The following is a 22,716-nucleotide window of genomic DNA, read 5'->3' as shown; positions in this document are numbered from 1 at the left end:
CGGAGTATTCGTCGCTATTGAAATCAGTTTGAGGAACGACATGGATTTTCGGAACTGCCTGAGTCAACCGTTTTTGCTTCGAGGTCATGGGCACCGGTGCTGCATGTGGTTAGCGGTCCTAATTTGCTTAAACGCAACCGCATGGGGGCAAGCGGACCCTGTGACGCCGGTCGAGCCGGAAAAACCGCCGGCGCTGACGGCTGAGATGGTCGACACGCGTCTGAAAGAGGCCGAGGGCGCCGAAGGTTTGGACGATGCGCTGAAAGCCAAAATCGTTGAGCTATATAACCAAGCGAAAAAATCGTTAGCCGCTGCCAAGTCTTGGGGCGAAAAACAGCAGGCATATCAGCAAAAGCTAGATACCGTTGATCCACGTTTGAAGGAGACGCAGGAAAAATTAGAGTTAGCCAAAAATGCGCCTAAGGAAATCACAGAGTCACCCAACGGGGATGACACGAAAATGCCCGCCAGCTTGGAACAAGCTGGTGAAAAGCTATCGCGATTTGAAACGTTGCTCAGTTCGGAGCAAAAGTTGCTGGATGACCCGCAGACGGGTTTTCGTAAATTGCTGGCCGACATTAAGGTGGAGGGGGCACGACGCGAAGCGCGGCCGGCGGAAATCGCCGCCTCGAATGCCCAACAGCAACTGGAAAAAGTCCGTGAACAACTCAAAAGTCCACCCAAAGCAGATGACTCGCCGCTGTTGAATGCCGCGCAAAAAACAGCACTTGAAGCCCGGGCGATGGAGTTCGGCCAGCAGGTTCAGGCCGAGCGGACGGAAGTGGCGCTGTATAAGGCGGAAGAAAATGCCGGGCTGTTACGCGTGCGGCGCGATCTGTTGTCACTGCAGGTTTCACAATCCGAAAAGATTGTAAAACTGCTGCAGGCGGATGTGAACAAGTTGCGGCAACACCAGGCGAAGTTACGCGCGGAGCAGGTTAAGGCGGAGGTCATTTCAGCTGCTCCCGAATTGAAGGAATTCGCCGAAGAGAATACACAGCTAGCAGATAAAAACATCAAAATCACCCGTGAACTTCAAACGGTCGAAAAACAAACGCAAGTTGTTCAAGCCAAGTATGAGGAGTTGGACAGCGAGTTCGCAGATATGCAGAGCATGATCGACGCCATCGGGCAGTCCGATGCGATCGGTCAATTGCTGCGAAGCCAGCGCGCCACAATACCTAACGCATCCCACTATGAAGAGCACATCAAAGAGCGTCAGGAGCAGATCAGTACGTTACGGTTTGAATCGTTTCAGCTTGAGAAAGATCGCGACAAATTAGCGGACATAGATGCAGCATCCGCGCGCGCTCTCAAAGAATTGAAAGCCAAGTCTTCGCCGGAATTGGCCAAGACTGTTCGTGAGTTGCTAGATACGCGCAAGACCGTCCTGGACGAATTGACAAGCAATTCAAGCAAATTGCAAACCGCATTGTTGGCGCTCAATCTCAAAGAAGCTGAGATGATGACGGTCACCGAAGCTTACACCAAATACATTGACGAACGCGTGTTGTGGATCCGCAGTAACGAGGCGTTGGGGCCGTCGGCAATAGCAGATGCGATGGATGCGCTGAAATGGGTATTTAACCCGGGCCAGTGGATGGAATTGTTGAGTTCGTTTCTCTCTTGGAAGCCTGAGGATTTGTTGGAAATTGGGTTGTCGACGTTTTTGTTTCTGGTTCTGATCTATTATCGCCGCCGTTTACGTGCAGGGATCGCTACGGCTGGCGAAGAGGCCGCGCGCGGAAATTGCCGCGTTTTCCGTCCGACGTTGCAGGCCTCAGTGTTGACGGTCATTGTGGCGGCAATCTGGCCGTCGATTCTGTGGTATTTCTCCTGGCGGATCGTCGCACAGCCTAACAATACGGTTTTTGCTGTGGCTATCTCGCAGGGTTTGGCAGCGACCGCAGCAGTTTATCTGCCGCTAGAGATAATTCGCCAATGCTGCGCGTCCAAGGGATTGGCGGAGATGCACTTTTATTGGGCCAATGCCACCGTGCGGACGATCCGCACACATTTACGCTGGGCTACTCCGTTGAGTTTGCCATTGATGTTCTTGGCGGCCACGATGAGTGCGCAACCCAACGAGCAATGGCAAGCTTCGCTGGGACGGGCGAGTGTTATCTGTTGGCTGATCTTACTGACGGTGTTTATGCAACGCGTACTGCGGCCTCACACGGGTGTGTTGAAAGACGTCGTGCGGGGGAATGACGACGGTTGGCGCGTGCAGTTGCGGTACTTGGTCTTTGGTCTGTGCATGCTAGTCCCCGCAGGAATGGGGGTGTTGGCTGTGATGGGGTATTACTACACCGTCATGCACTTGGGGACGCGGCTACGGGACACGATCTGGCTGTCGATTGTTTTGTTGTTGGTGCATGCCATGCTTATGCGGCTCTTGTTGATCCATCGCCGCGCATTGGCCATGGAGCGAGCGCGGGCCAAACGGGAACGGGAACGGGAAGAACAGGCTGCGGCCGCAGCTGCTGCCGCAGCAGGAACCGGTGAGCCGATTGCCCCTTCGATGCCGATCGTCGAGGAACCGGTCATGGACCTTGCCGCCAGTTCGACGCAAGCGCAAAAGCTGCTGCGGACGGCAATCATTATCACTACTGTGGCCGGAATGTGGTTGATTTGGGCCGATGTCTTTCCCGCTTTGGGCGTAATCAACAAAGCGACTCCGTGGGTCAGCACGGTCACGGTACCGCAGGAATACGACGACCCGGAAACAGGAAAAAAGGGGACGCGTATGGTGGAGGAGACCCGGCCGATCACGATCGCACAATTGGCGTTGGCGGTCTTGGTAGGGATTTTTGCCGTTGTGGCTGCACAAAATGTGCCGGGTTTGATCGAGATGTCACTATTGCGCGGGTTGCCGTTCGAGGCCGGTTTTCGTTATGCGATTGCAAGTATGGCCAGATATATAATCTTGCTGGTCGGTTTTGCGGTCTCGTTGGGGATTGTGGGGATCGGTTGGGCGCAGATGCAATGGTTGTTCGCTGCCGCCAGTTTGGGGTTGGGTTTTGGTCTGCAGGAGATTTTCGCCAATTTCATTTCGGGGATCATCATTTTGTTTGAGCGCCCGATTCGTGTGGGAGATGTGATTACGATTGGCGATGTCAGCGGCAAAGTCTCGAGGATTCGCATGCGGGCGACTACGATCACGAACTGGGATCGCAAGGAACTCATCGTTCCCAATAAGGAGTTCATCACCGGACGGTTGTTGAACTGGACATTATCCGATCAAGTCAACCGCGTCGTGATCGAGGTGGGTGTGGCCTACGGCAGTAACACAATATTGGCGCGGGACTTATTACTCGCTGCGGCAAATGCCAATGAATTTGTGCTCAACGATCCGGCTCCGCTTGCCACCTTCGAGGGATTTGGGGACAGCACGTTGAATTACGTGTTACGGGTATTTTTGCCCGATTTGGACAATCGCCTAGCCGTGATTCATGCTCTGCATACCGATATTGATCGTCGTTTTCGTGAAGCGAATGTCGAAATCGCGTTTCCGCAACAGGACATTCATGTTCGCACACTGCCGGCGAACATCATTGGATCCAAAGAAGAGTCGTCACCGTATAGCACGTAATGCTTTTTTACCGCGGTGGCTATTTTGACGTGAGCGGGAAGGGAAAGTCATTTTCCTGATTGGCTTTGACATTTGCCTTCAATGTGGTCTGCGAAGCGACGGAGTACTTTGCGGGGATGCTTTCAATTTTGGATGGCAGGTAATCGGAGTTCAAAATCTTTTCACCAGATTCCCGTTTTGCACGAAGCGCCAATTTTTGGGCTTGGTAGTCTTCTTCGGACATGCCATTGGGGGGGATCATCTTGCTGACGGTGACGCGGTATTCGCGGGCCGGTGCTCCGGATTCCATGACCTCGGAACTGAAACGCGTTTTCAATGTAAAGCGTCCAGTTCCATCGGTTTTTCCAAAGGCCGTGTACTGAGTGCCGTCAAAAAAGATCACATCGGCGTCGGTCAAAGGCGAGCTGTCGAGTGTGACTGTGCCCTTCACATCGACAGTAGGGGGAACGTCCATGCCTCCGCCACAGCCGCACAGTAGCCCCGCAGCGACAAACAGGCTGAGAATGCGTGAGGGGGACTGTTTTTGCCTGAATAATAAGGGGCAACTCGCCGCGTCGGAGGGTTTTGAAACCGGCTGTCGAAGAGCGGTTGTACAAAACTGGCGGACCATTAGCTGGTATCTCCCCATGGGATAATTGTTCGATGTTTCGAAAATTGCGAACACCTGCCGCGAAAATTGGCATGCGTTGGCAGTTGTTGTCATGATACAGGTAAAACGACGGAGCTGTCAATTTCCAGGAAAACGTCCTGTTCGCAGTTGTCTGTGGTAGCCGGTAAATTCCCGCAGGCCTGCATAATTGCGCGAATTTGATGTTGAAAAGGCTGGCAATATCAGCGTATTGTGAATATGTCCAGTTATTGTCTCGCACAGTATTGCACGTTTGCAGTGCTTTTGTGTTTCAATTGTCGATCCTCCCGGGAGTTCAACAATGCAAAAACGCACGACGTCGGCGCGGTCAGCCGCCGGAAAAGGGTTTACGCTTATCGAGTTATTGGTGGTGATCGCCATCATTGCGATTTTGGTCGCGCTCATCATGCCTGCGGTTCAACATGCCCGCGAAGCGGCACGGCGAACACAATGCAAAAACAATCTGAAACAACTCGGGCTCGCGCTTCATGAATATCATGAATCGTTCAACGTTTTTCCCTACATGCAAGGGGGTACGGTGGGCGGAATTATTAACGGCGGGTTCTATGGGGACGGAAACGAATTGCAGGTGAATGGATTCATTCAACTGTTGCCTTACCTGGACCGAACGCCTCTTTACCGCAGAATCCAAGGGGCATCGACTCCGCGTCCTGGGGGTGGGTTTTATCCGCCTTGGGGTGGGGCACCTGACGACATTGCCTATACGCCTTGGCAAGCACGCATCCCGGTGTTCATTTGTCCGTCCAATCCGACCGGTACGTTCACATTCAATTCAGGTCAACGTAGCTATGCAATGTGCATGGGCGACACGGTGAATAATGCCGGTTTGGTTCCCCGATTTGTCGGCAGTAATGCGACGACTCCGGGACCGAATCAAGCGTTCTTAACCGGTGTGATTGGAACGCGCGGGTTGTTTGGTTTCATTTCCTCCACGAGCTTTAGAGACATGAGTGACGGGACGAGTAACACAATTGCCATGTCGGAACGGGGAATCTATTCAGCCGGAAGTGGTCGCGACGTGCGGGGATTGACCGCTAAAAACTTCACGACGCAGGTCTTGAATAGCCCAGTGCTCTGCTTGGCTTCTGAAGTCGGCGGCAAGAAGTATGACATCGACGTCGATGTGGAAATCGATCAGCATCAAGGCGCGATGTGGCACCGAGGTTCGCCGCAATCAGCCGGCTTTAACACAATCCTGCCGCCCAACAGTCCTTCGTGTATGCCGAACGACGTTGATAATTCCTGGGCATTGGTCAGTGCGGGAAGTTACCACGAGAATAGTGTCCACTGCCTGATGGGTGATGGCTCGGTTCGCAACGTCAGCGAAGTGATCAACACCGGCAATTTGGCCGCCCGCCCAGGCGATCCCATCATCGACCGGCAGTTGGCCGAAGACTTTCCGCTCTTTACGGTTGGGCAAAGCAATTATGGTGTGTGGGGTGCTTTAGGCACGACGCAAGGAAGTGAAGACATCAACCAGTATTAGTCGTTGCAATTGTTGCAGACTAAAATTTAAGAGATGTTGCTAAAATCTAACAGGCTCTCCTGCCAACAACGTGGGGGGGCCTGTTTTTTCGTTGAGGTTATTAATAAAGATCCTCTAGCAGCTGTTTTCCCAGAGCAGCGGTCTGGAACGCGCCTCAGTAATCCGATAAGATAGACATGCGTGTTTGTTGATGTGTTTTTAGTGCCCACAGATCGGGCGCGTTGTTTTGTGAACGCGATTCCACGGATGCTCTATGAAAGCTGGAAGTCAGGATATTTTCATGAGACGATGTTTGGTGGCCGGTATTTTGGTCGCCTCAATGTGGGCGGGCCCGAACAGTATAGAAGCGGCCGATCCCGTCGCAAAGACGAAACTTCCGACTGCTCGACAGTTGGAGTTATTCGAGAAAAAAATCCGTCCGTTGCTTGCGGCGCGGTGCTTCAAATGTCACGGCGAGGAAAAGGTGCAAGGCGGTCTGCGGCTTGATACTCAAGCGGCATTTTTAACCGGGGGGGACTCCGGCGAAATCTTTGATCCAGCTGCACCGCAAGAGAGCCTGTTTTTAGAAGCGATCAGCTACGATCCCGACGCCATTGTCGAGATGCCGCCCGATGGTCGATTGTCGGACGCAGAGATCGCCTTACTCACGAAATGGATTGGCGAGGGAGCCCCTTGGCCGCCATCTGCGAGTCCGGCGCCAGTTATGAAAAAAGAGAACGGCCCGCTCTTCACGGAAGAACAAAAGAAATTCTGGGCCTTCCAGCCGATTCACGCTCCACAAGTTCCCGCCGTGCAACGCGCGGACTGGCCCCGCATGCCGTTAGACAACTTTGTCTTATCGCAGTTGGAAGAACAGGGACTGTCACTAGCGCCGGAAGCGGAAAAGCGAGTTTGGCTCCGCCGAGTGACATTCGATCTGTGTGGATTGCCCCCCACACCACAAGAGATTGCCGATTTCGATGCGGATGATGCGGCGGACGCTTATGAGCGCGCCGTGGATCGACTGTTGGCCTCGCCCCGATATGGGGAACGGTGGGGACGGCATTGGTTGGACGTCGCGCGGTACGCCGATTCCAACGGCATGGATGAAAATCTGGCTTATGCCAATGCCTTTCGGTACCGCGACTATGTGATTGCCGCATTCAATAAGGACAAGCCGTTCGATCAATTCCTGATTGAACAAATTGCCGGCGATTTGATGCCGGCTGTCGACGATGCCGAGACGACCATCGAACGGCAGGTCGCGACCGGATTTTTAGCGATCGGCCCGAAGATGTTGGCCGAGGACGACCCGTTGAAAATGCGTGTCGACATTGTGGATGAGCAAGTGGAAACAATTGGCCGTGCGTTTATGGGCATGACGATCGGGTGCGCTCGCTGCCATGATCACAAATTCGATCCGGTTCCGCAGGCCGATTATTATTCGTTGGCCGGAATTTTCATGAGTACCAAGACGATGGAGAACTATAAAGTCGTCGCCAATTGGTACGAACGCCCGTTGGCATCACCGGCGGCAGTCGCCGAAGTGAAGAAACAGGAACAACTGGTCAAGGATCGGGAAGCCGCGCTGACGAAAACGACGCGGGTCGCCAATCGCAAACTGGTGGCTGCCGCGCGCAAGCGGGTCGGTGACTACCTGATCGCAGCCACGGAATTGCTGCGTTACCGCACAGCGGATCAGGCACTTGTCTCGATTATGCAGCCGAATCCCATGCCGTTGCCCGACGGTGGAATTGTTGTCGAAGCTGAGGACTATACGCGGGGCAACCTGAACAAGGATTTTTCTAATTACGGTTCGAAGATCGGTGTGTTGGTGAACGGCGGCAAGCTGCCGAATTTTGTGGAATATGAAATCGATGTTCCCGCGTCGGGACGGACCTATCAGTTCGAAATCCGTATGGCCGCCGCGCAGTCCCGGCCGGTCAAGTTGTTCATCAACGGCAAACCGAGTGCTCGTGGCGTGGCTGAGGAAGTGACGGGGAGTTGGACACCTGACTCGCAAAAATGGCATGCCGAATCGGTGATTGTCTTGGAGTCGGGGAAGAACGTCATTCGCCTGGAACGTGATGGGCCATTTCCACACATTGACAAGATTGGATTAATGCCGATTCAAAGTGAAGCGGACTTTCCGCTCGGCCCAGAGGAATTGGCCAAGAAGTACGATCTGAAATTGGCGTTCCTCAATAGTTGGGCGGATTACCTGGAAAAAACGAAGTCGGACAGCTCCTCGGTGTTGGCCCAGTGGCACGCCTTGTCGTCGTCGCAAACGGTCAAGGACAACGGCCTGTTCAGCGACTTCCGCAACGAGTCGCGACAGCGTTTGGCAACTCGCTATAGCGAATTATTTGCTGAAGCGCAAATGGCATGGCGGAAATTGAAGGACGGGGAAGGGGGCCAAGAGGCCAAGCAACTTCCCGACGCTGAACTGGAGGCGTTTCGTCAGGTCTTGCAGGATAAGAAGGGGCCGTTTGCGGTTTCTGAAAAACTCGAAGGGGATTATCCCGCCGAGACGATGGCCGCAGTGAAAAATCTCCGCAACGAGATCAAGGACCTCAAAGCATCAATCCCAGAATTTCCGCTAGGAATGGGGGTCACTGAGGATGCAATTCAAAATACGCGTGTCAATATTCGCGGAAATCACGTGAACTTAGGTGACGAGGTTCCGCGGCAGTTTCTGCAAGTGATTGCCGGTGAACAACAGACACCGATCGGCAAGGAGCGCAGCGGACGCTTGGAATTGGGGAAATGGATGACCAGTCCCGACCATCCGCTGACGAGCCGTGTGATCGTGAATCGCGTCTGGCGGTGGCATTTTGGAAGAGGGATCGTCCCCACTCCCGACAATTTTGGGAGCACCGGAGAACCACCGGTCAATCAACCATTGTTGGACCACTTGGCCGCGGAATTTATCGAGCAAGGCTGGGGACTGAAAGATCTGCATCGCCGGATTGTGCTCTCGGCAACATACCGCATGAGTACACAGTACGATACGGCAGCGGTGGAACAAGACCCGGGGAATGTTTACTTGTGGCGGATGAATCGTCGGCGACTGACGGCAGAGGAACTCCGCGACGCGGTGCTTAGCATTGCAGGGACGATGGACCCGACGATGGGGGGGACGTTGCTGCTCACAAAAAATCACGCATACGTGGCGAGCACTGCCTCAGTGGACGCGACGCCGTATGAATCCACGCGGCGGTCGGTGTACTTACCAGTGATTCGTAGCGGTCTGTTTGAAATGTTCCAGGCTTTCGATTTCCCCGATCCCAGTTCCTCCAACGGCGACCGCGCGACCACAACCGTGGCTCCGCAAGCCTTGTTTTTGCTCAATAGCGACTTCATGGCGGAGCAGACCGATGCGATGGCGCGGGATCTCTTGAGTCGCGACGGGTTAGATGATGCCGCGCGGCTGGACTGGTGTTATCTCCGCACGTTAGGCCGGGCGCCCAACGTCGAGGAATCCGCTCAGGCTTTGGAGTTTATGACCAATTATATCGCCGCGATGGAACAACGTGTTCCCGATGCGCAAGACCGCCAACGTCAAGCATGGCAGGGATTGTGCAAAGTGTTGTTATCGTCCAGTGAATTTCTTTACGTGGATTGACACGTTCCAATAAAGGGTATTCCATGGCTGGAAGTTGTCATCAATTTACGCCAGTGATCAACCGTCGCGATTTGCTCAAGCAATCCGCGGCCGGTTTCGGGATGTTAGCGCTGGCCGATTTGTTAGCCGGTTCAGGTCAAATCGCGCAAGGAGCGAATCGTGCTCAAAATCCGCTGTCGCCGCAGGAGCCGCACTTCCCGGCCCGTGCGAAGCGGGTGATCTTTTTGTTCATGCACGGCGGGCCGTCTCAGGTCGATACGTTCGACTACAAGCCAAAACTGGATGAAGACGACAACAAGCCGTTGCCGTTTGATAAGCCGCGCGTTTTTTCCAGTCAAACCGGCACGCTGCTCAAATCCCCCTGGAAATTCAGCCAGCATGGGGAGTCCGGCGCATGGGTGAGTTCGCTGTTTCCACACGTCGCCAAACATGTCGACGATTTGTGCATCATTAACGGCATGCACGGGTCGAATTCGCGGCATGGAGGAGCGCTGTTGGAATTGCATACCGGGACCGATACGTTCATTCGTCCCAGCATGGGATCGTGGATCACCTACGGACTGGGAACCGAAAACCAAGACCTGCCCGGTTTTGTGACCGTCTGTCCTTCGTTGACGCACGGTGGCATGAACAACTGGAGTTCCGCATTTTTGCCGGCCGCCTATCAAGGAACGCCAATGGGCAATGCGGGAACGCAATCCAAAGACGCCAAGATTCCCTACATCACCGGAAAAACTCCCCGCGACCTGCAACGGATGGAGTTGGACTTTTTGCAGCAGATGAACCGTAAACGCTTGGAGGAGTCGGGGCCTGACGCGGGGTTGGAGGGACGCATCAATGCCTTCGAACTGGCATTTCGCATGCAGACGGCCGCTCCGGAATTGCAGGACGTCTCTTCGGAGTCGGAAGAAACCCTGAAGCTGTACGGAATCGACGACAAAACGACTGAGGATTTCGGGCGGCAATGTTTGATGGCGCGGCGATTCGCTGAACGGGGCGTTCGATTCGTGCAGGTCTCACACAGTTACAAATGGGACCAACACGGCGGTCTACGCAAGGACCATCAACGGAATGCGCTAGAAGTCGATAAGCCGATCGCGGGCCTGTTAGCCGATATGAAGCGGTTGGGATTGCTGGAAGATACTTTGATTCTCTGGGGCGGCGAATTCGGCCGCACACCGGTTTCGCAAGGCGACCGCGACGGCCGCGACCACAATCCGCAAGGTTATACGATGTGGTTGGCCGGCGGCGGTGTGAAGGGTGGCATGCGATACGGCAAGACCGACGATTACGGTTACTTTGCCGTCGAGGACAAGGTACACATTCACGATCTGCACGCCACGATGCTGCATCTGTTAGGACTGAATCACGAAAAACTGACCTATCGATACGGCGGGCGCGATTTCCGTTTGACCGACGTTCATGGCGAAGTCGTGCATAAGATCCTTTCTTGAGAAAAGTCTCCGGCACAATGTCCGGCGGTCGGAACGGAGGTCCTGTCGATGCGAATGAATGCATGTCACGGAAGTCTCGTGCTGGCAATCTTGATGTGTGCGACCTCGGTTGTCGCCGACGAATCGAAGCGGCTGACCGGGTTTGAGGACCGTTTGATTCCGATGGAGCGTGGGCAGTTGTGCTGTGCCCACCGGCCGGGAGATGGACCCACCTTGCTGCTCATCCCCGGCACGTTTTCCGACAGCCGAGTCTTTGCCAAACTGGTACCCCATTTGAGCAAAAGTCTGAATCTGTTAATCCTGGAAAACCGCGGATTGGGTCGGAGTTGGCCTCCGCCGCAGGATGGTTCCATTGAACAATGCGCACAAGATGCGTTGTTAGTGGCGGAAAAACTGGACCTTGAGTCGTTTTATATCGGCGGGCATAGCTTGGGAGGAATGATTTCCCTGGAAGTCGGCCACCGCGCGCCGGAGAAACTGCGCGGTGTAATCTCGATGGAAGGTTGGACGAGCTGGCATGCTGCTCGTGACGCATTTCACAGCGACATGAAGGCGACGCTGACCGACGACCAGTTGGCCGAGTTGGCGGCCTATCGCAAGGAGGTGTTGGCCAAGTGGAGCGAGCGACAGCGTTCGTCGTTTGGCAAAGTGTGGAAAGCCTGGGACGGCATGTCGTTCTTGGAGCGTACGTCCTTGCCCGTTTTGGAAATCTACGGAGACCGCGGCCGCGTACGACCGGCACGCGAGTCGTTACGAATTCCTGAGCGGGATAATATCGAACTTATGTGGATCGACAATTCATCGCATTCACTGCACTACCAGCATCCACAACGGGTGGCCGAAGCAATCAACCGCTTCATTCGCGATCAAGAAGCGAAACGAGCAAGTAAATGAAGTCGTCCTCCCTTAAGCGGCGTTCGCTCGATCGTCGATTTGCTGCTCAGGTCGGAATTCGATACGTGTCTCGTGCGGACCGGCGACGTAATACCGGATGCCCCGCCAAACGATACGGCGTCCCCCAGCCGACGAGACGACGGCGACCAATTGGAAGAACGCCGTCATCGGGGCGGCAAATCTTTCGAAACGTGTGACTTCGCGAAATGTAGCCGTCTCAATTTGTAAAAACGGCCGCATGGTACGCTGTCGTAGCGCCGTTCGCATGGTTGAGCAGGCATAGTAGATTGCACCACAGGCCAGCGGAACCCAAAACGGTCCACCGGTAAGCGCCCAGACCACGGTCAATATGGCCGAGCCAAGATACATCACATTAACCAAAGCCGCCGCAGCCAGCCCCAGCCACCACCAGCGAGGGGTGTAGATACGGACTTGGAAGTATTGCCGCCTTGCGAATTCCAACATCGCCGGGAAATCAAAATCGACGGGTGAGGCGACCAGGCAGTGTGGTTCGTAGACGACCTTCAGCCCCGCTTTGCGGACCGATTGGGTCACGAGCAAATCGTCATTCAAGCAGCCTTGCCATGCTTGGGGGAAATTCAGTCTCTCAAACACCTCCTTGCGCATGGCCCACGATCCGCCCCAGACCAGGTTGAACAGCCGCAGGCCCAAATTGCCGGCGAGTTGATTGTTCATGGCGGCGACAATGAGATTGCTCAAGGTCGGCCGAACCGGCACAAACCAACGGTAGCCGGTGACCACGCCGGTGCGGCTATTGGCGGTGCGGCGCACCATTCGAGCCAACCACAGCGGGCCGGGACAGGCATCGGAATCAGCAAACGCCAAGACTTCGACGTCGTCGGGAATGTTAGTTGTCGCGACGATCAGGTTGTGCACCTTTTGCCCGCAATCGTTGGCCAACCCGGCGATTTCGATTCGGCAGGGGACTGCGGGAAACTGCTTTTGGAATTGTTCAATCACCGCCACCGCGGGATCGTGGATTGATTCGGCGATGAAGCAAAGTTGATAGTTCGCATACTCCTGCGTGAACAACGATTGCAGGTTGCTTTCGAAATCCAGATCGACCCCCTTGCACGGCACAAGCAGCATGACGGGGGGATGCGCAAACGGTTCATCGGTGGCCGCGAGCCGCTTGCCGTGATATCGACGATGCTCCCACGTCTGAATCAACGTCAGCAGGCAAACCAGTAGGCCGACACTGGCGAGGCTGCAATAGGCGATCAACAGGCCATCCATGGCGATCCGTTTCGTCGGGAAATGTCGTCGGAAAAAGCGGCTGCAGGTGAATATTCAACGGGATTCTTGTGGTTTTGAGAAATCTCGTCAAGAGGGTTTGCCAGGCTTAATCCGCGGGAAACAGTTCTTGGCGTCTCAGCTCCTGCAAGCGGGGCAAACCACCGCAACGCGAGAGGTATTCGTGGAAATCGGCGACGTCAAAAATATAATGATGCAGGTACTTCTGGTACTGCTGGGGATCGCGTTCGGTGGTCAACCATTCGCACAGATGTGTTTCGTCGGAAAAATATTCATACGGCATATTGGCGGGAAAACTGCCGTACGGGACTTCGCAGACCGCATCGACGCAATAAAACGGGATCTGCGTGGCGGTCGGGTCGCGGCGAATCTCCTCTGTATCGATCAGCCGTTCGCAACTGATGATCAATTTCTTGGCGGCGCGGGCGAGATGGTAATCCGTGACCGACGTGCCGCGGATACGGCAATTTCCATAACAATCGGCTTCGTGCACGTGAATCACGGCGATATCCGGCCACAGCGCGGGGATGGCGGCGAGTTTTTTACCGGTGAAGGGGCAAATGATGGTCTGAGCGGCGCTCTGCTGGAATGTATCGGTCCCCAACATGCTTCGTGCGGGCAAATACGGCAGACCCATGGCGGCCGCTTGGAATCGCAGGGCGAGCGTGTAGTTTGTCCACTCGCACAATTGCACCTCGCCATTTTCGACGACCCGCCGCGCATGGGGGGAGAGTCCGCGTGCTTCCAGCCCAACGATGTAGGCGGCGTCGACGCGGTTGAGCAGTTGACCGCGACCGGTTTGGTTGCCCGCGCACAGAATTTGAAAATCGTGCGTCGCTGTATGCCCGGCTAACCCTAGTCCTTGTTTTCGCTGTCGCACAATTTCGTGCAACAGGGCCGTGGCAATGCGGTCCCCGCCAAATCCGCCCGCCGCCAGGTAATCGCCGTCATTGACGAATTGCCGGACTGCTTCGGGGACGGACATAACTTTAGATTGCAGTTGCTTCGATTTCTCCGCAAACGCATCCCGCGCCGCATCGGGATCGCAATCCAGGAAGAGCGGGCCATTGCCGCGCGGTAGAGGATTGATTTGTGTCATCGTTACAATTCAGCCTGCTGCGCAATTGTGTCCATATCGCTGTGAGCCTGCAGCGTAATGAATACGGCGTTAAGAATCCACGAATAGGACGGTTTAGAAGCAAGCATAGTCCCCCGTAGCGATTCAGCAAACTTGTCGATCAGGAGCTTTGGTCCTACAAATAGATGGGTATCACTACGTCTCTTTGGAACAACGCGGCAATGACCACACACATTCTGCAACTATCTGATTTTCATCTTTTAAAGAATCATGCCGACGAATTGCGGGGTGTCCCGACCGCTGACTGTCTGACGGATTTGTTAACCCTGGTGCGCGCCAATTATTCGGCGGCGGATCTGTTCGTACTCAGCGGCGATATTGCTGCTTATGGCGATGTGGAAGCCTATCATCAGACGCGTGAATTGTTGGCAGATCTATTGCCGCGCTGCGTAATGATTCCCGGCAACCATGACGAAACGGACCTGATGCGACAGGCCTTTCCTGAAACAATCGCCGGCTCACCCGGTCCGGTGACCTTTTCGTGCGACGTGGCTGGGTGGCGGATGATTGGTTTGGATTCGCATGTTGCCGGAGCGGTGCATGGCGAATTGTGCGGCGACCAACTTCAATGGCTGGCCGATGAATTCTCTCAACATCGCGATCAGGCAACGCTGCTGTTCATGCACCATCCTCCGATATCTGTGGAGAGTACATGGCTGGACCGGATCATGCTTCGCAACGCAAACGATTTGACAAAGGTACTGCATGCCGCGCCGCAAGTTCGCGGAATATTTTGTGGGCATGTCCACCAAGAGTTCAGCGGAAGCTTCGGCGCGATTCCCGTACACACCACACCGGCAACGGCGATTCAATTTGCGCCCCACACCGAAGAGTTACAATTCGACAACGTACCGCCGGGCTTCCGCGTGATCGAACTCGACGGCGACAAGTTTCACACCCACATTGTCCGCTTGCCCGAGTTAAAGTACCCCGCCACATAGACCACCGAACCGAAATTTCACTCCAACGAGAGGGCGAAGCTCATGATGAGCCGCATCGGTAAGCTGGATGTGAAGTTCATAACCCCGGAACAAATCACACAATTTGGTCGCGCGCGGCTCGGCGGAACCTCGCCCTCCCGGAGATCATTTTTGGGGGATGCGGTTGAGGGTGTAGTAGGCTTCGGGGTGCAATAACGATTCGCCATCGGCGCTGCGGATGCCCTTGGCGATGAGTTCGTGCACGAACAGTTCGCGTAAACCCTCGACCTGCAAATGCACGCGGAGGCCGTCGTCGGAGACGTGGGCGGCGGTGATGGTCAAGTCTTTGTTTTGGATTTCGTCGCTGCCATAGGTGGAGTGATACAGATAGGTGTAGCTCTTGAGAGCGTAAGACGCGACGTTGGCGGCGGTTTCTCGGTCGACCGGTTTGGTGAACAATAAATCAAAACCATTGGGGCGTGCACGCATCTCTTTGATCTCGAAGGGCGTTTGGCCGGTCCAAATCAGTCGCTGTAGCCCGTAGGATGCGGTTCCTAGGCTACTCCAGCCACGATTGGTTAAACCAACGAACATGCTGCCATCGGTGCCTTGCGCCATTCGTAAGACGGCCGAGGCGAATCCGTAACGAAACGGGAAACAGGCGCCTTGGTATTCGCCGTCGACTTTTTCTAGAAATACACGAGTCATGGCGGCTTGGGTGAATTCGCCAATAAAAAGTTGGCCCGCGAATGGCCCAAACTTACCGTCGCTTTCATCGAGCATGATGTCGGTGGTCGATTGCCCCGCTTTTTTGTAGGGAAACCAGACCGCCGGCGGTTGAAGTTGCGGCAGCAGTCGGACGGCTTCGGGAAAAGGGACACCGTTGGGGATTTTTTCAATCCCGCTGATCGGCGAGCCGGGAAGATTCATTGAGGCGAGCGCTTCGGCATGATGGAAAAAGACCCCCTCACGCATGTGGTGCAGTGAATTCGTGGCGACCCAATTCCCCTGCTGGTCGGTGTAGAACATGTCGCCCTCGGCATTGGCACCCAGTCCACTGGGGGAGCGCATCCCGGCGCAGATGGGAATCAATTCACCGTCGCTGCCAATCTTCATGCCCCAACCACGCCAACGTCCCTGTCGCAAGTTGAGTGTTGGTTCGTGCACGGTGCGTCGCAGTTGTTTTCCTTTGAGCCCCAATCCGATATTGAGCGTGACCCACATATTGCCGTCGCCGTCTAGTTTGGGGCCGTAGGCGTACTCATGATAATGCCCGGTGACGCCCCAGCCTTTGGCGACGGTCAGATATTCGTCGGCCACCTCATCACCATCACTGTCGCGCAGTTGGGTCAGCTCGCTTCGCTGTGTTGTATACAACGAATCCCCCAGCTTGAGCAGTCCCAACGGTTCGTGCAGGGCGGAGGCAAAACGTTTGTAGGTGACATTTTCGGGGGGATCGTCGTAGACGCCGCCGAGAATCCAGACTTCTCCTTTGCGTATAGCGACAGCGACACGTTTGTCGTCCAGGACGGCGATGCCGCTGACCTCCAGCGCCAAACCGTCGGGCGCCGGTCGCCACGTCTTTGAGCGTGATGCCGTTGCGGCCGGTGAGGCGACGACTGTTTCCAAGCGATAATAGTCATTCTCGTCAGCAGCGCGCGCGATGTTAAACTGGCATGTACACAAAGCGGCGAACAAAAATAGCAGCGGTCGAACTACCATGCGTATTGCACCTCGATCGTCGTTTTCTTGACGACGTCAATGGGGAGGATCCATTCGGATAACTTGTTGGATGTGCGCATCTGGCCCTGGGCAGCCAGTTCCTTCGGCATTGTCACCGTTAAGCCCTGATCGTTCCTGTAGGCCGACTGTCCTTGTTGATTGAGTGTTTTACCGAGGTTGGCACGAAACCAAACCGGTGGGGGCGATTTGTCAGGATGGCGATTCAAGATCGTCAATTGCCGCTGCAAACCTTTTTCCTCGCTCGGCATAATGCGGTCCTGAATATCGAACGGCCCATAGCGATAAAGAAACGTTGGGATGCCGTCGCTGTCTAATTTATATCCGCCGAAACGATAACCATTCTCGTCAGCTGCGCCGGTCAGCCAGGGTTGTTTGTCGGTTTTGAGAATCGCCAGCGGCACGCCTTCCGGTAGGTTCATGGAGGCATTCCCCAGCGGATGGGCGGGGGGAGCGAAGCGGATAAACCAGGTTCCCAACGCGTCCAAGAACCCGCCCCGCCAAGCATGCGCAAGGCGGACAGTTTCCGCATCGAACGCAAAGTTGACCTGTTCGGGAAAGCCGACCGCAATCGCGTGCGTACCGGCTTCGTCCATAAATGTTCGCAACACAATGGGCCGGTCGCGGGGGATGAGCTCGAAACTCTCCGAGCGGGCTTGGACGATTTTTTCTGGAAGCGGTAGTTTGTCCAAACCTTTTAAATAGGCCCACATCGCCGCAATTTGACGTTTGGGGTCGCCGCCCAGCAGCTCTTTGTCTTGGCTGGTGCCGCCTGGGAAAAAAGTTGGCATGCGCGTGCGGTTTTTCAACTCGCCGGGATTCAATAAGAATTCGTAAAACCACTGAGGATCGACACGCGCGGTAACCCCTGACAAGTCGGTGCCGACGGTTCCCGGCAAGGTTTCACCACGAAATTGATGGCACTGTACGCAGCCGATATCCATTAAACGGCGGCCCGCTTCGGCGACGTCTTGTGGCGGTCCAAAGGCTTCTTTTTCGGACGATGGTTTTGCATCATCAGCGCGGGCGAACTGTGCCGGGAGCGACTTTACAACTCCTGCTGGGAACTTCGGCATGCGAATGTGCATGTGCGACCGTACGTCGCCGTTGCCACTGAGAACTTTCTTCATCCAGTCTTGCCGCAATTTGCGGCCGACGCCCGTCAATGGTGGCGGCAGGCGGCCTTCGTCTCCCAGATCGACATGTCCGACGGTTTCGAAATACGGTTTGCGAAAACGACCGACGCCCCCTTGTTCGTTGCGATCGTGGCAGGCATAGCAGTTCAGTTGTAGCATCGCCAACTGCAAAGGGTCGGTAGCTGCGGTGTTGCCAGACGCAAGGACCTCGTGAATGGCGGCGGCTTGTGGAGGGTCGACAGCATAATGTGGGATACCATTCTGCCGGGTCCCAAGATCGAAATGCGACTTTCCATTCCGCGGCGCGACGATACAGGAGTGGTCGGCTCCACGATGGAGCTTCGCCAGCGGTTTGGCGGGATTGCGGTCGGCTTTATCATTTGTGTCATGGCAATTCACGCAACGGAACTCGCGAAACAATCGACGCCCCTCGGCGATCAACTGGGGATCCTCCACAGGCGGTGTTGGTGGATCGAGTTCGTCTTGGTCCTTGAGAAGATAGGCAGCAATATCAGCCGCCTCGACGGCTTGTAATTTCAGACTCGGCATGCGACCGCTCGGGCGAAGGGCTTCGGGGTTGAGTAGGAAGAACGACAACGATTTCGAAGTATACTTCACCGGCAGATTGCCGTGTGGAACCGATGCGATGCGGCGTGCGGCAGACGCTAGTCCGAGTTCGGCCAATTCTTCGGGATCGAGTTGGTCGAGGATTTCATCAATGGCAGAGGGTTTGATTTCGGCGACTTCATAGTCCGCATCGGGTTGATGGCAGGCAACGCAACCCACCTGGTGATACAATTGTTTGCCGCGCTGCGCGTTTCCCTTAATCCAAAACTCGTGCGGAACCGGATTGCCGCCTCCGGCTTTGATTTCCGGAAACGCTTGGTGTTGCGTCGCCAGATAGGTGGACAGTGCGGCGATCGCCTGTTGTTTGTCCGCTTGATTCAGTCCCGCTAGAACATCGGGCATCGTCGTTCCCGGTTTGACCGTATGGGGGGCGGCGAGGAAGCGTTTGATCCAATCCGGATCAATGCGATCCGCAACACCGTTGAGTCGCGGGCCGCGCTTGGGTTTTAGATGGTTTTCTGTCGCAGCATGGCAAGCGGTGCAGCTGAGTTCGCTGAACAATAGCTGGCTAGCGGTCAGTGGAGTGATGTCACCGTGTCGCGCAAAGCGATCAAACCCCGCAACGAATGGCGGAGCCGGTGAATCCGGATCAGCAGCATGGCAGTATACTGTCGCAGTCGTGAGAACGAACGCCGTCATCGCAACGAAAACGGTCCGTGAGTTTCGCATATGCAATTCCGCCGTGATAACTTTAGAGAGATTGATTGGCTAATCCGGGAGGGCGTAGCGCTCGAGGAGCCGCCAGTGGACCGCGACGATCGGGGGAGACTTTTGTATTGTCCAGCAGTGGACTTGCGAGTCGCACGGCTTGCACTGGTGGACAAGCCGCCAGTGGCACCCTCGATTCACCTTCGATTCAGATGGTCGTTACAGCAACTTCGCCAGATAATCCCGTGCGCGGTTGATTTCGGCCGTCACTTCGGTGGTGGTCTCTAAAATCGGGATTCCACGCGGGACCGGGTGCATGAAGATCTCTGTCCAACCTTGATAGTCGATCGATTTGACGGCCGCCATCAATGGGGCGAAGTCGAGTGGACCTCGACCCGGCATTTGCATCAACTCTTGTTCTTTAGGCAGTTTCGTCATGCAGCCCATGCCGTGCTCCCAGGCATAAAACATAGCGATGCCGTTGCCCAGTGTGCGGATCAAATCGGCCAGCAACTTTTCATCTTGTGGCAGATGGTAGGGGGCCAACGCGACCGCCAGATGTTTGCTCGGACGCAATTCAATCAGCCATTTCAACGAATCGGGAGAGTCGATGAGGTTGTTGGCGTGATTCTCAATCGCGATCGTGACGCCGGTTTCCTCGGCCACGGCGAGATGTGGTTTCATTTTTTCCACGAACGCACCAACCGCTGCCTTAAGTTCACTTCCCTTGAGGTCCTTCGGGCCGCTGCCGCCAGTGACCATCGTCGGGCAACCGAGTCGCGACGCGAGTCGCATTTCGTCCTGCAAGCCGAACGGGCCGAGTGGGTATTGGGTGATGCAACCCAAGGTCACATTATTTTGTTTGAGCAATTCAACGAATTTCTCTTCGCCCAATTCATCGAGTTGTTCACGCTGATCGCCGTGCCGCTTGGGCCAAATGTCGATCGCCGTGGCACCCGTCTTGCGGACCTCGGGCAGGATCTCAGCTAGTTTCGTGTAGCCATACATTGAGGAGCCAACGATGTACCGCAACTTGAGCGGTTTTTCGGCGGCGCTTGCCAGCGGGGCGCAGGCTAGACCGGCAGCGGAGGCACCGAGCAGACTGTTGAATTGTCGGCGGGTGAGCGCGTTGGAATGAGTTGTCATGGTGAGTTCCTTTAGCTTCTATTTAGCTGCGGCGCAGACGATTGCCGTTTTCTAAAAACGGTACGCCGAGGTGCATCAGTTCTTCGGTTTCGGGGCGATAAAGTGGCTCAGGCGAATATTGTGTGACATAGGCGCGGCGCAAACGGTCGGTGGTGTTCGATCCACTGCGATGAAACGATAGTGAGCTGAAAACCGCTAAACTTCCGGCGGGGACGACAGCGGGGATGCCCGGTTCTTTGCCGAAGTAGCCGACCTTGTCACCCGTTTCGGGATCGCGAATGTGTTCGACCAGCGAACGAATGCCGACCGTGGAATAGGGCATCACGTAGGCCGTGCCGTTTTCCAACGTCATGTCGTCGACCGCCGCCCAGACAGTGACGTAAGGTCGGTGCGGAAATCCGAGATAGCCGCCATCCTGGTGCCAGGAAAATTTAATCCCTTGCTCCGCCGCTTTGACGACGTATTGATCGTAAAACAAATACGCGGTCTCACCAATCGTCGCCCGGCAGACGTCGGCCATCAGGTCACTGAAGACGTATTCCGACAACTGCAGCGGTTGGTCGTATTGTTTGGCAATGTGATACCGTTTGCCGCGATGGCTGATGTGAATGTGATCGGTGCCAAGCCGGTCCATCTCCTCATGCATCAGCGCGATCAAGTGGTCGCAGGAGTCACGGAGGATTTTCAGGTGTTCCTCGGGTATCACGTTTTCGAGGATGAAGTAACCTTCGTCCAGATATTGCTGCCGGTGGGCGTCAGTAATTGTACTCGTGGTGGGCGCTGTCACGATGTCGGCTCCGCTAGTTGTATTGCGACGTACGGCGGTTTGTGGAAGGATTCTCTGGAAGAAACTATGATAGCCCAGACACGCACCCGATGACAATTCCCTCAACGTGCCGGTTTTTGCAAACAGCGAACTTCACGATGTCAAAAACCAATTCCGGACCGGAGAAACCGCGGGGAATTCAAATCATTCATGGGCTGTGTACGTTGGGCATGTGGATCAGTTTACCGTTAGCAGTCTTCGGTCCCGGTTGGCTGATACCGATTCGCGACATGGAGACTCGCGTCTTTTTCGGTGCCGTCGCCTCAATCGCCAACGCGTTTTTGTTATGGTTGACGCAAGACCGAAAATAACTGTAATGCACCTAGGAATTACGATACTCGAGAAGAGATCCTTGTTTTTTGCGAAATGTTGCGAGACCTGTTTCATGAACATACGAGTGCTTCGTCGCTACTACACTTTGGTTGTACCGGCGATCATTGTCGGGTTGTTAACCACCATCGCGTCCGCTGACGAACCGGCCGCTGAGACCGTCGTTCAACAAAAAATCAACGAGAACTTCGAACAACTCGGGAAATCAAACCAGCCAAGCATGCAGTGGGAAGCGACGACGGTCGCCGAGCATGAGGCGTGGCAGGCGAAATTCCACGATAAGATGGTCCAACTGTTAGGCCGCATGCCGCAGCGCGTACCGCTAGAAGTGAAATGGGAGTCTGAGGAAAAGTTCGACAAGTTCACGCGGCATAAAATCTATGTCCGTTCCGAAGAATCGTATTGGGTGCCGGTCTATTATTTTGTCCCGCACGATATTGCCGAGAAGACACCGGCGATCGTCTGCCTGCATGGGCATAGTGGGATCTATCCCTACATTCGCGAAGGGCAGGATGACAAAGAGCGGAAGAAGACTGCAGAGTTGTCACTCGACTATGCGGTGTATTTGGCCGAGCATGGATACGTGACCGCGGCAATCGTTGTACGAGGGTGGAACGAGACGCACGGCGACCAAGATCCCGGGGTCAAGCACGTCCAGCGGAGTTGTCGTCAGGTGACGATGAACACGCTACTAATGGGCATGACGCCGCAAGGCCTACGGTGTTGGGATGCGATGCGGGTGATCGACTTTTTGCAAACCCGCGACGAAGTCGACGGCGAGCGAATCGGCGTCGCAGGATTATCGGGCGGGGGAACGTTGGCGACCTATCTGCCGATTTTAGATGAGCGGGTAAAACTGGCCATGATCGCCGGCGCATTTTCCTCCTACCGCACCTCGATCTTTGCCATGCCGCACTGCATCTGCAACTGCCTCCCAGGTGTGATGCAATATGGCGACATGACCGAAGTCGTCGCCAGCTACGCCCCGCGCCCGGTGCTGCTAATCAACGGCATCCACGACCCGATCTTTCCCGTGGCAGAGGCGCGAGAAGGGTTCGCAAAACTGCAACGCGTCTACAAATTGCTGGGCTACGGAGACCGCATCGACGCCGATTTCTTTGATGGGCCGCATGCTTGGTCGAATTATAAGACGTTGGAGTTTTTAGCGGCACATTTTGGGGAGTAGCAAGTAGGTCAGGCAGCCGCCTGACGCGCATCAGAGTTCGCTTTGGAGGCAATTGAAACAAACCA

The 22,716-nt window shown here is 55.1% G+C and carries 15 protein-coding genes; 8 read left to right on the top strand and 7 right to left on the bottom strand.

The window, feature by feature from the left end:
- The first annotated feature begins 103 nt into the window (after positions 1-103).
- Positions 104-3,592 carry a mechanosensitive ion channel domain-containing protein gene (locus tag CA54_RS24280; protein ID WP_197532792.1) on the top strand — a complete coding sequence of 1,163 codons (3,489 nt, stop codon included), beginning with the start codon at positions 104-106 and terminating at the stop codon, positions 3,590-3,592.
- 19 nt (positions 3,593-3,611) lie between these two features.
- Here CA54_RS24280 and CA54_RS24275 read toward each other — a convergent pair whose 3' ends face one another.
- Positions 3,612-4,046: a carboxypeptidase regulatory-like domain-containing protein gene (locus CA54_RS24275; protein WP_146373598.1), complete on the bottom strand. Its 435-nt coding sequence runs from the start codon at positions 4,044-4,046 to the stop codon at positions 3,612-3,614.
- Between the two features lie 475 nt (positions 4,047-4,521).
- Between CA54_RS24275 and CA54_RS24270 the strand changes: the two genes are divergently transcribed.
- The 4 genes from CA54_RS24270 to CA54_RS24255 all read left to right on the top strand — a co-directional run bounded on the left by CA54_RS24270 (position 4,522) and on the right by CA54_RS24255 (position 11,679).
- Positions 4,522-5,727, top strand: coding sequence for a DUF1559 domain-containing protein (locus CA54_RS24270; protein ID WP_146373597.1), 1,206 nt, complete (start codon positions 4,522-4,524; stop codon positions 5,725-5,727).
- 280 nt (positions 5,728-6,007) lie between these two features.
- Entirely contained in the window at positions 6,008-9,331 is a 3,324-nt protein-coding gene (locus CA54_RS24265; RefSeq protein WP_197532791.1) for a DUF1553 domain-containing protein, read from the top strand.
- 23 nt (positions 9,332-9,354) lie between these two features.
- A complete protein-coding gene (locus CA54_RS24260; protein ID WP_146373595.1) occupies positions 9,355-10,785 on the top strand; it encodes a DUF1501 domain-containing protein in 1,431 nt (476 codons plus the stop codon).
- Positions 10,786-10,833: 48 nt separating this feature from the next.
- Entirely contained in the window at positions 10,834-11,679 is an 846-nt protein-coding gene (locus CA54_RS24255; protein ID WP_146373594.1) for an alpha/beta fold hydrolase, read from the top strand.
- Positions 11,680-11,691: 12 nt separating this feature from the next.
- Here the strand turns inward: CA54_RS24255 and CA54_RS24250 are convergent, their stop codons facing one another.
- Together CA54_RS24250 and CA54_RS24245 are read right to left on the bottom strand one after the other, a co-directional pair.
- On the bottom strand, positions 11,692-12,936 hold the full coding sequence (locus CA54_RS24250; RefSeq protein ID WP_146373593.1) for a glycosyltransferase family 2 protein: 1,245 nt from the start codon (positions 12,934-12,936) through the stop codon (positions 11,692-11,694).
- Positions 12,937-13,042: 106 nt separating this feature from the next.
- Positions 13,043-14,053 (bottom strand): CoA transferase subunit A, encoded by a 1,011-nt coding sequence (locus tag CA54_RS24245; protein WP_146373592.1) that lies wholly within the window; start codon positions 14,051-14,053, stop codon positions 13,043-13,045.
- 200 nt (positions 14,054-14,253) lie between these two features.
- On the opposite strand from CA54_RS24245, the gene CA54_RS24240 reads away from it, so the two are divergent.
- A complete protein-coding gene (locus CA54_RS24240; protein ID WP_197532790.1) occupies positions 14,254-15,033 on the top strand; it encodes a phosphodiesterase in 780 nt (259 codons plus the stop codon).
- Between the two features lie 144 nt (positions 15,034-15,177).
- On the opposite strand, the gene CA54_RS24235 is transcribed toward CA54_RS24240, so the two are convergent.
- The 4 genes from CA54_RS24235 to CA54_RS24220 form a co-directional block, all read right to left on the bottom strand.
- Positions 15,178-16,734 carry a DUF7133 domain-containing protein gene (locus tag CA54_RS24235; protein ID WP_197532789.1) on the bottom strand — a complete coding sequence of 519 codons (1,557 nt, stop codon included), beginning with the start codon at positions 16,732-16,734 and terminating at the stop codon, positions 15,178-15,180.
- Positions 16,728-19,184 (bottom strand): c-type cytochrome, encoded by a 2,457-nt coding sequence (locus CA54_RS24230; protein WP_146373590.1) that lies wholly within the window; start codon positions 19,182-19,184, stop codon positions 16,728-16,730. Before CA54_RS24230 ends, CA54_RS24235 begins: the two co-directional genes overlap by 7 nt.
- Before the next feature lie 198 nt (positions 19,185-19,382).
- Positions 19,383-20,309, bottom strand: coding sequence for a sugar phosphate isomerase/epimerase family protein (locus tag CA54_RS24225; protein WP_146373589.1), 927 nt, complete (start codon positions 20,307-20,309; stop codon positions 19,383-19,385).
- Between the two features lie 22 nt (positions 20,310-20,331).
- A complete protein-coding gene (locus tag CA54_RS24220; RefSeq protein ID WP_146373588.1) occupies positions 20,332-21,096 on the bottom strand; it encodes a phytanoyl-CoA dioxygenase family protein in 765 nt (254 codons plus the stop codon).
- A gap of 137 nt (positions 21,097-21,233) precedes the next feature.
- On the opposite strand from CA54_RS24220, the gene CA54_RS24215 reads away from it, so the two are divergent.
- Positions 21,234-21,446: a hypothetical protein gene (locus CA54_RS24215; RefSeq protein ID WP_146373587.1), complete on the top strand. Its 213-nt coding sequence runs from the start codon at positions 21,234-21,236 to the stop codon at positions 21,444-21,446.
- 74 nt (positions 21,447-21,520) lie between these two features.
- Entirely contained in the window at positions 21,521-22,651 is a 1,131-nt protein-coding gene (locus tag CA54_RS24210) for an alpha/beta hydrolase (RefSeq protein ID WP_146373586.1), read from the top strand.
- The last annotated feature ends 65 nt before the right edge of the window (positions 22,652-22,716 follow it).

It is taken from the genome of Symmachiella macrocystis (assembly GCF_007860075.1).
Lineage (GTDB): Bacteria > Planctomycetota > Planctomycetia > Planctomycetales > Planctomycetaceae > Symmachiella > Symmachiella macrocystis.
This window is presented reverse-complemented; position numbering and strand designations above follow the sequence as displayed.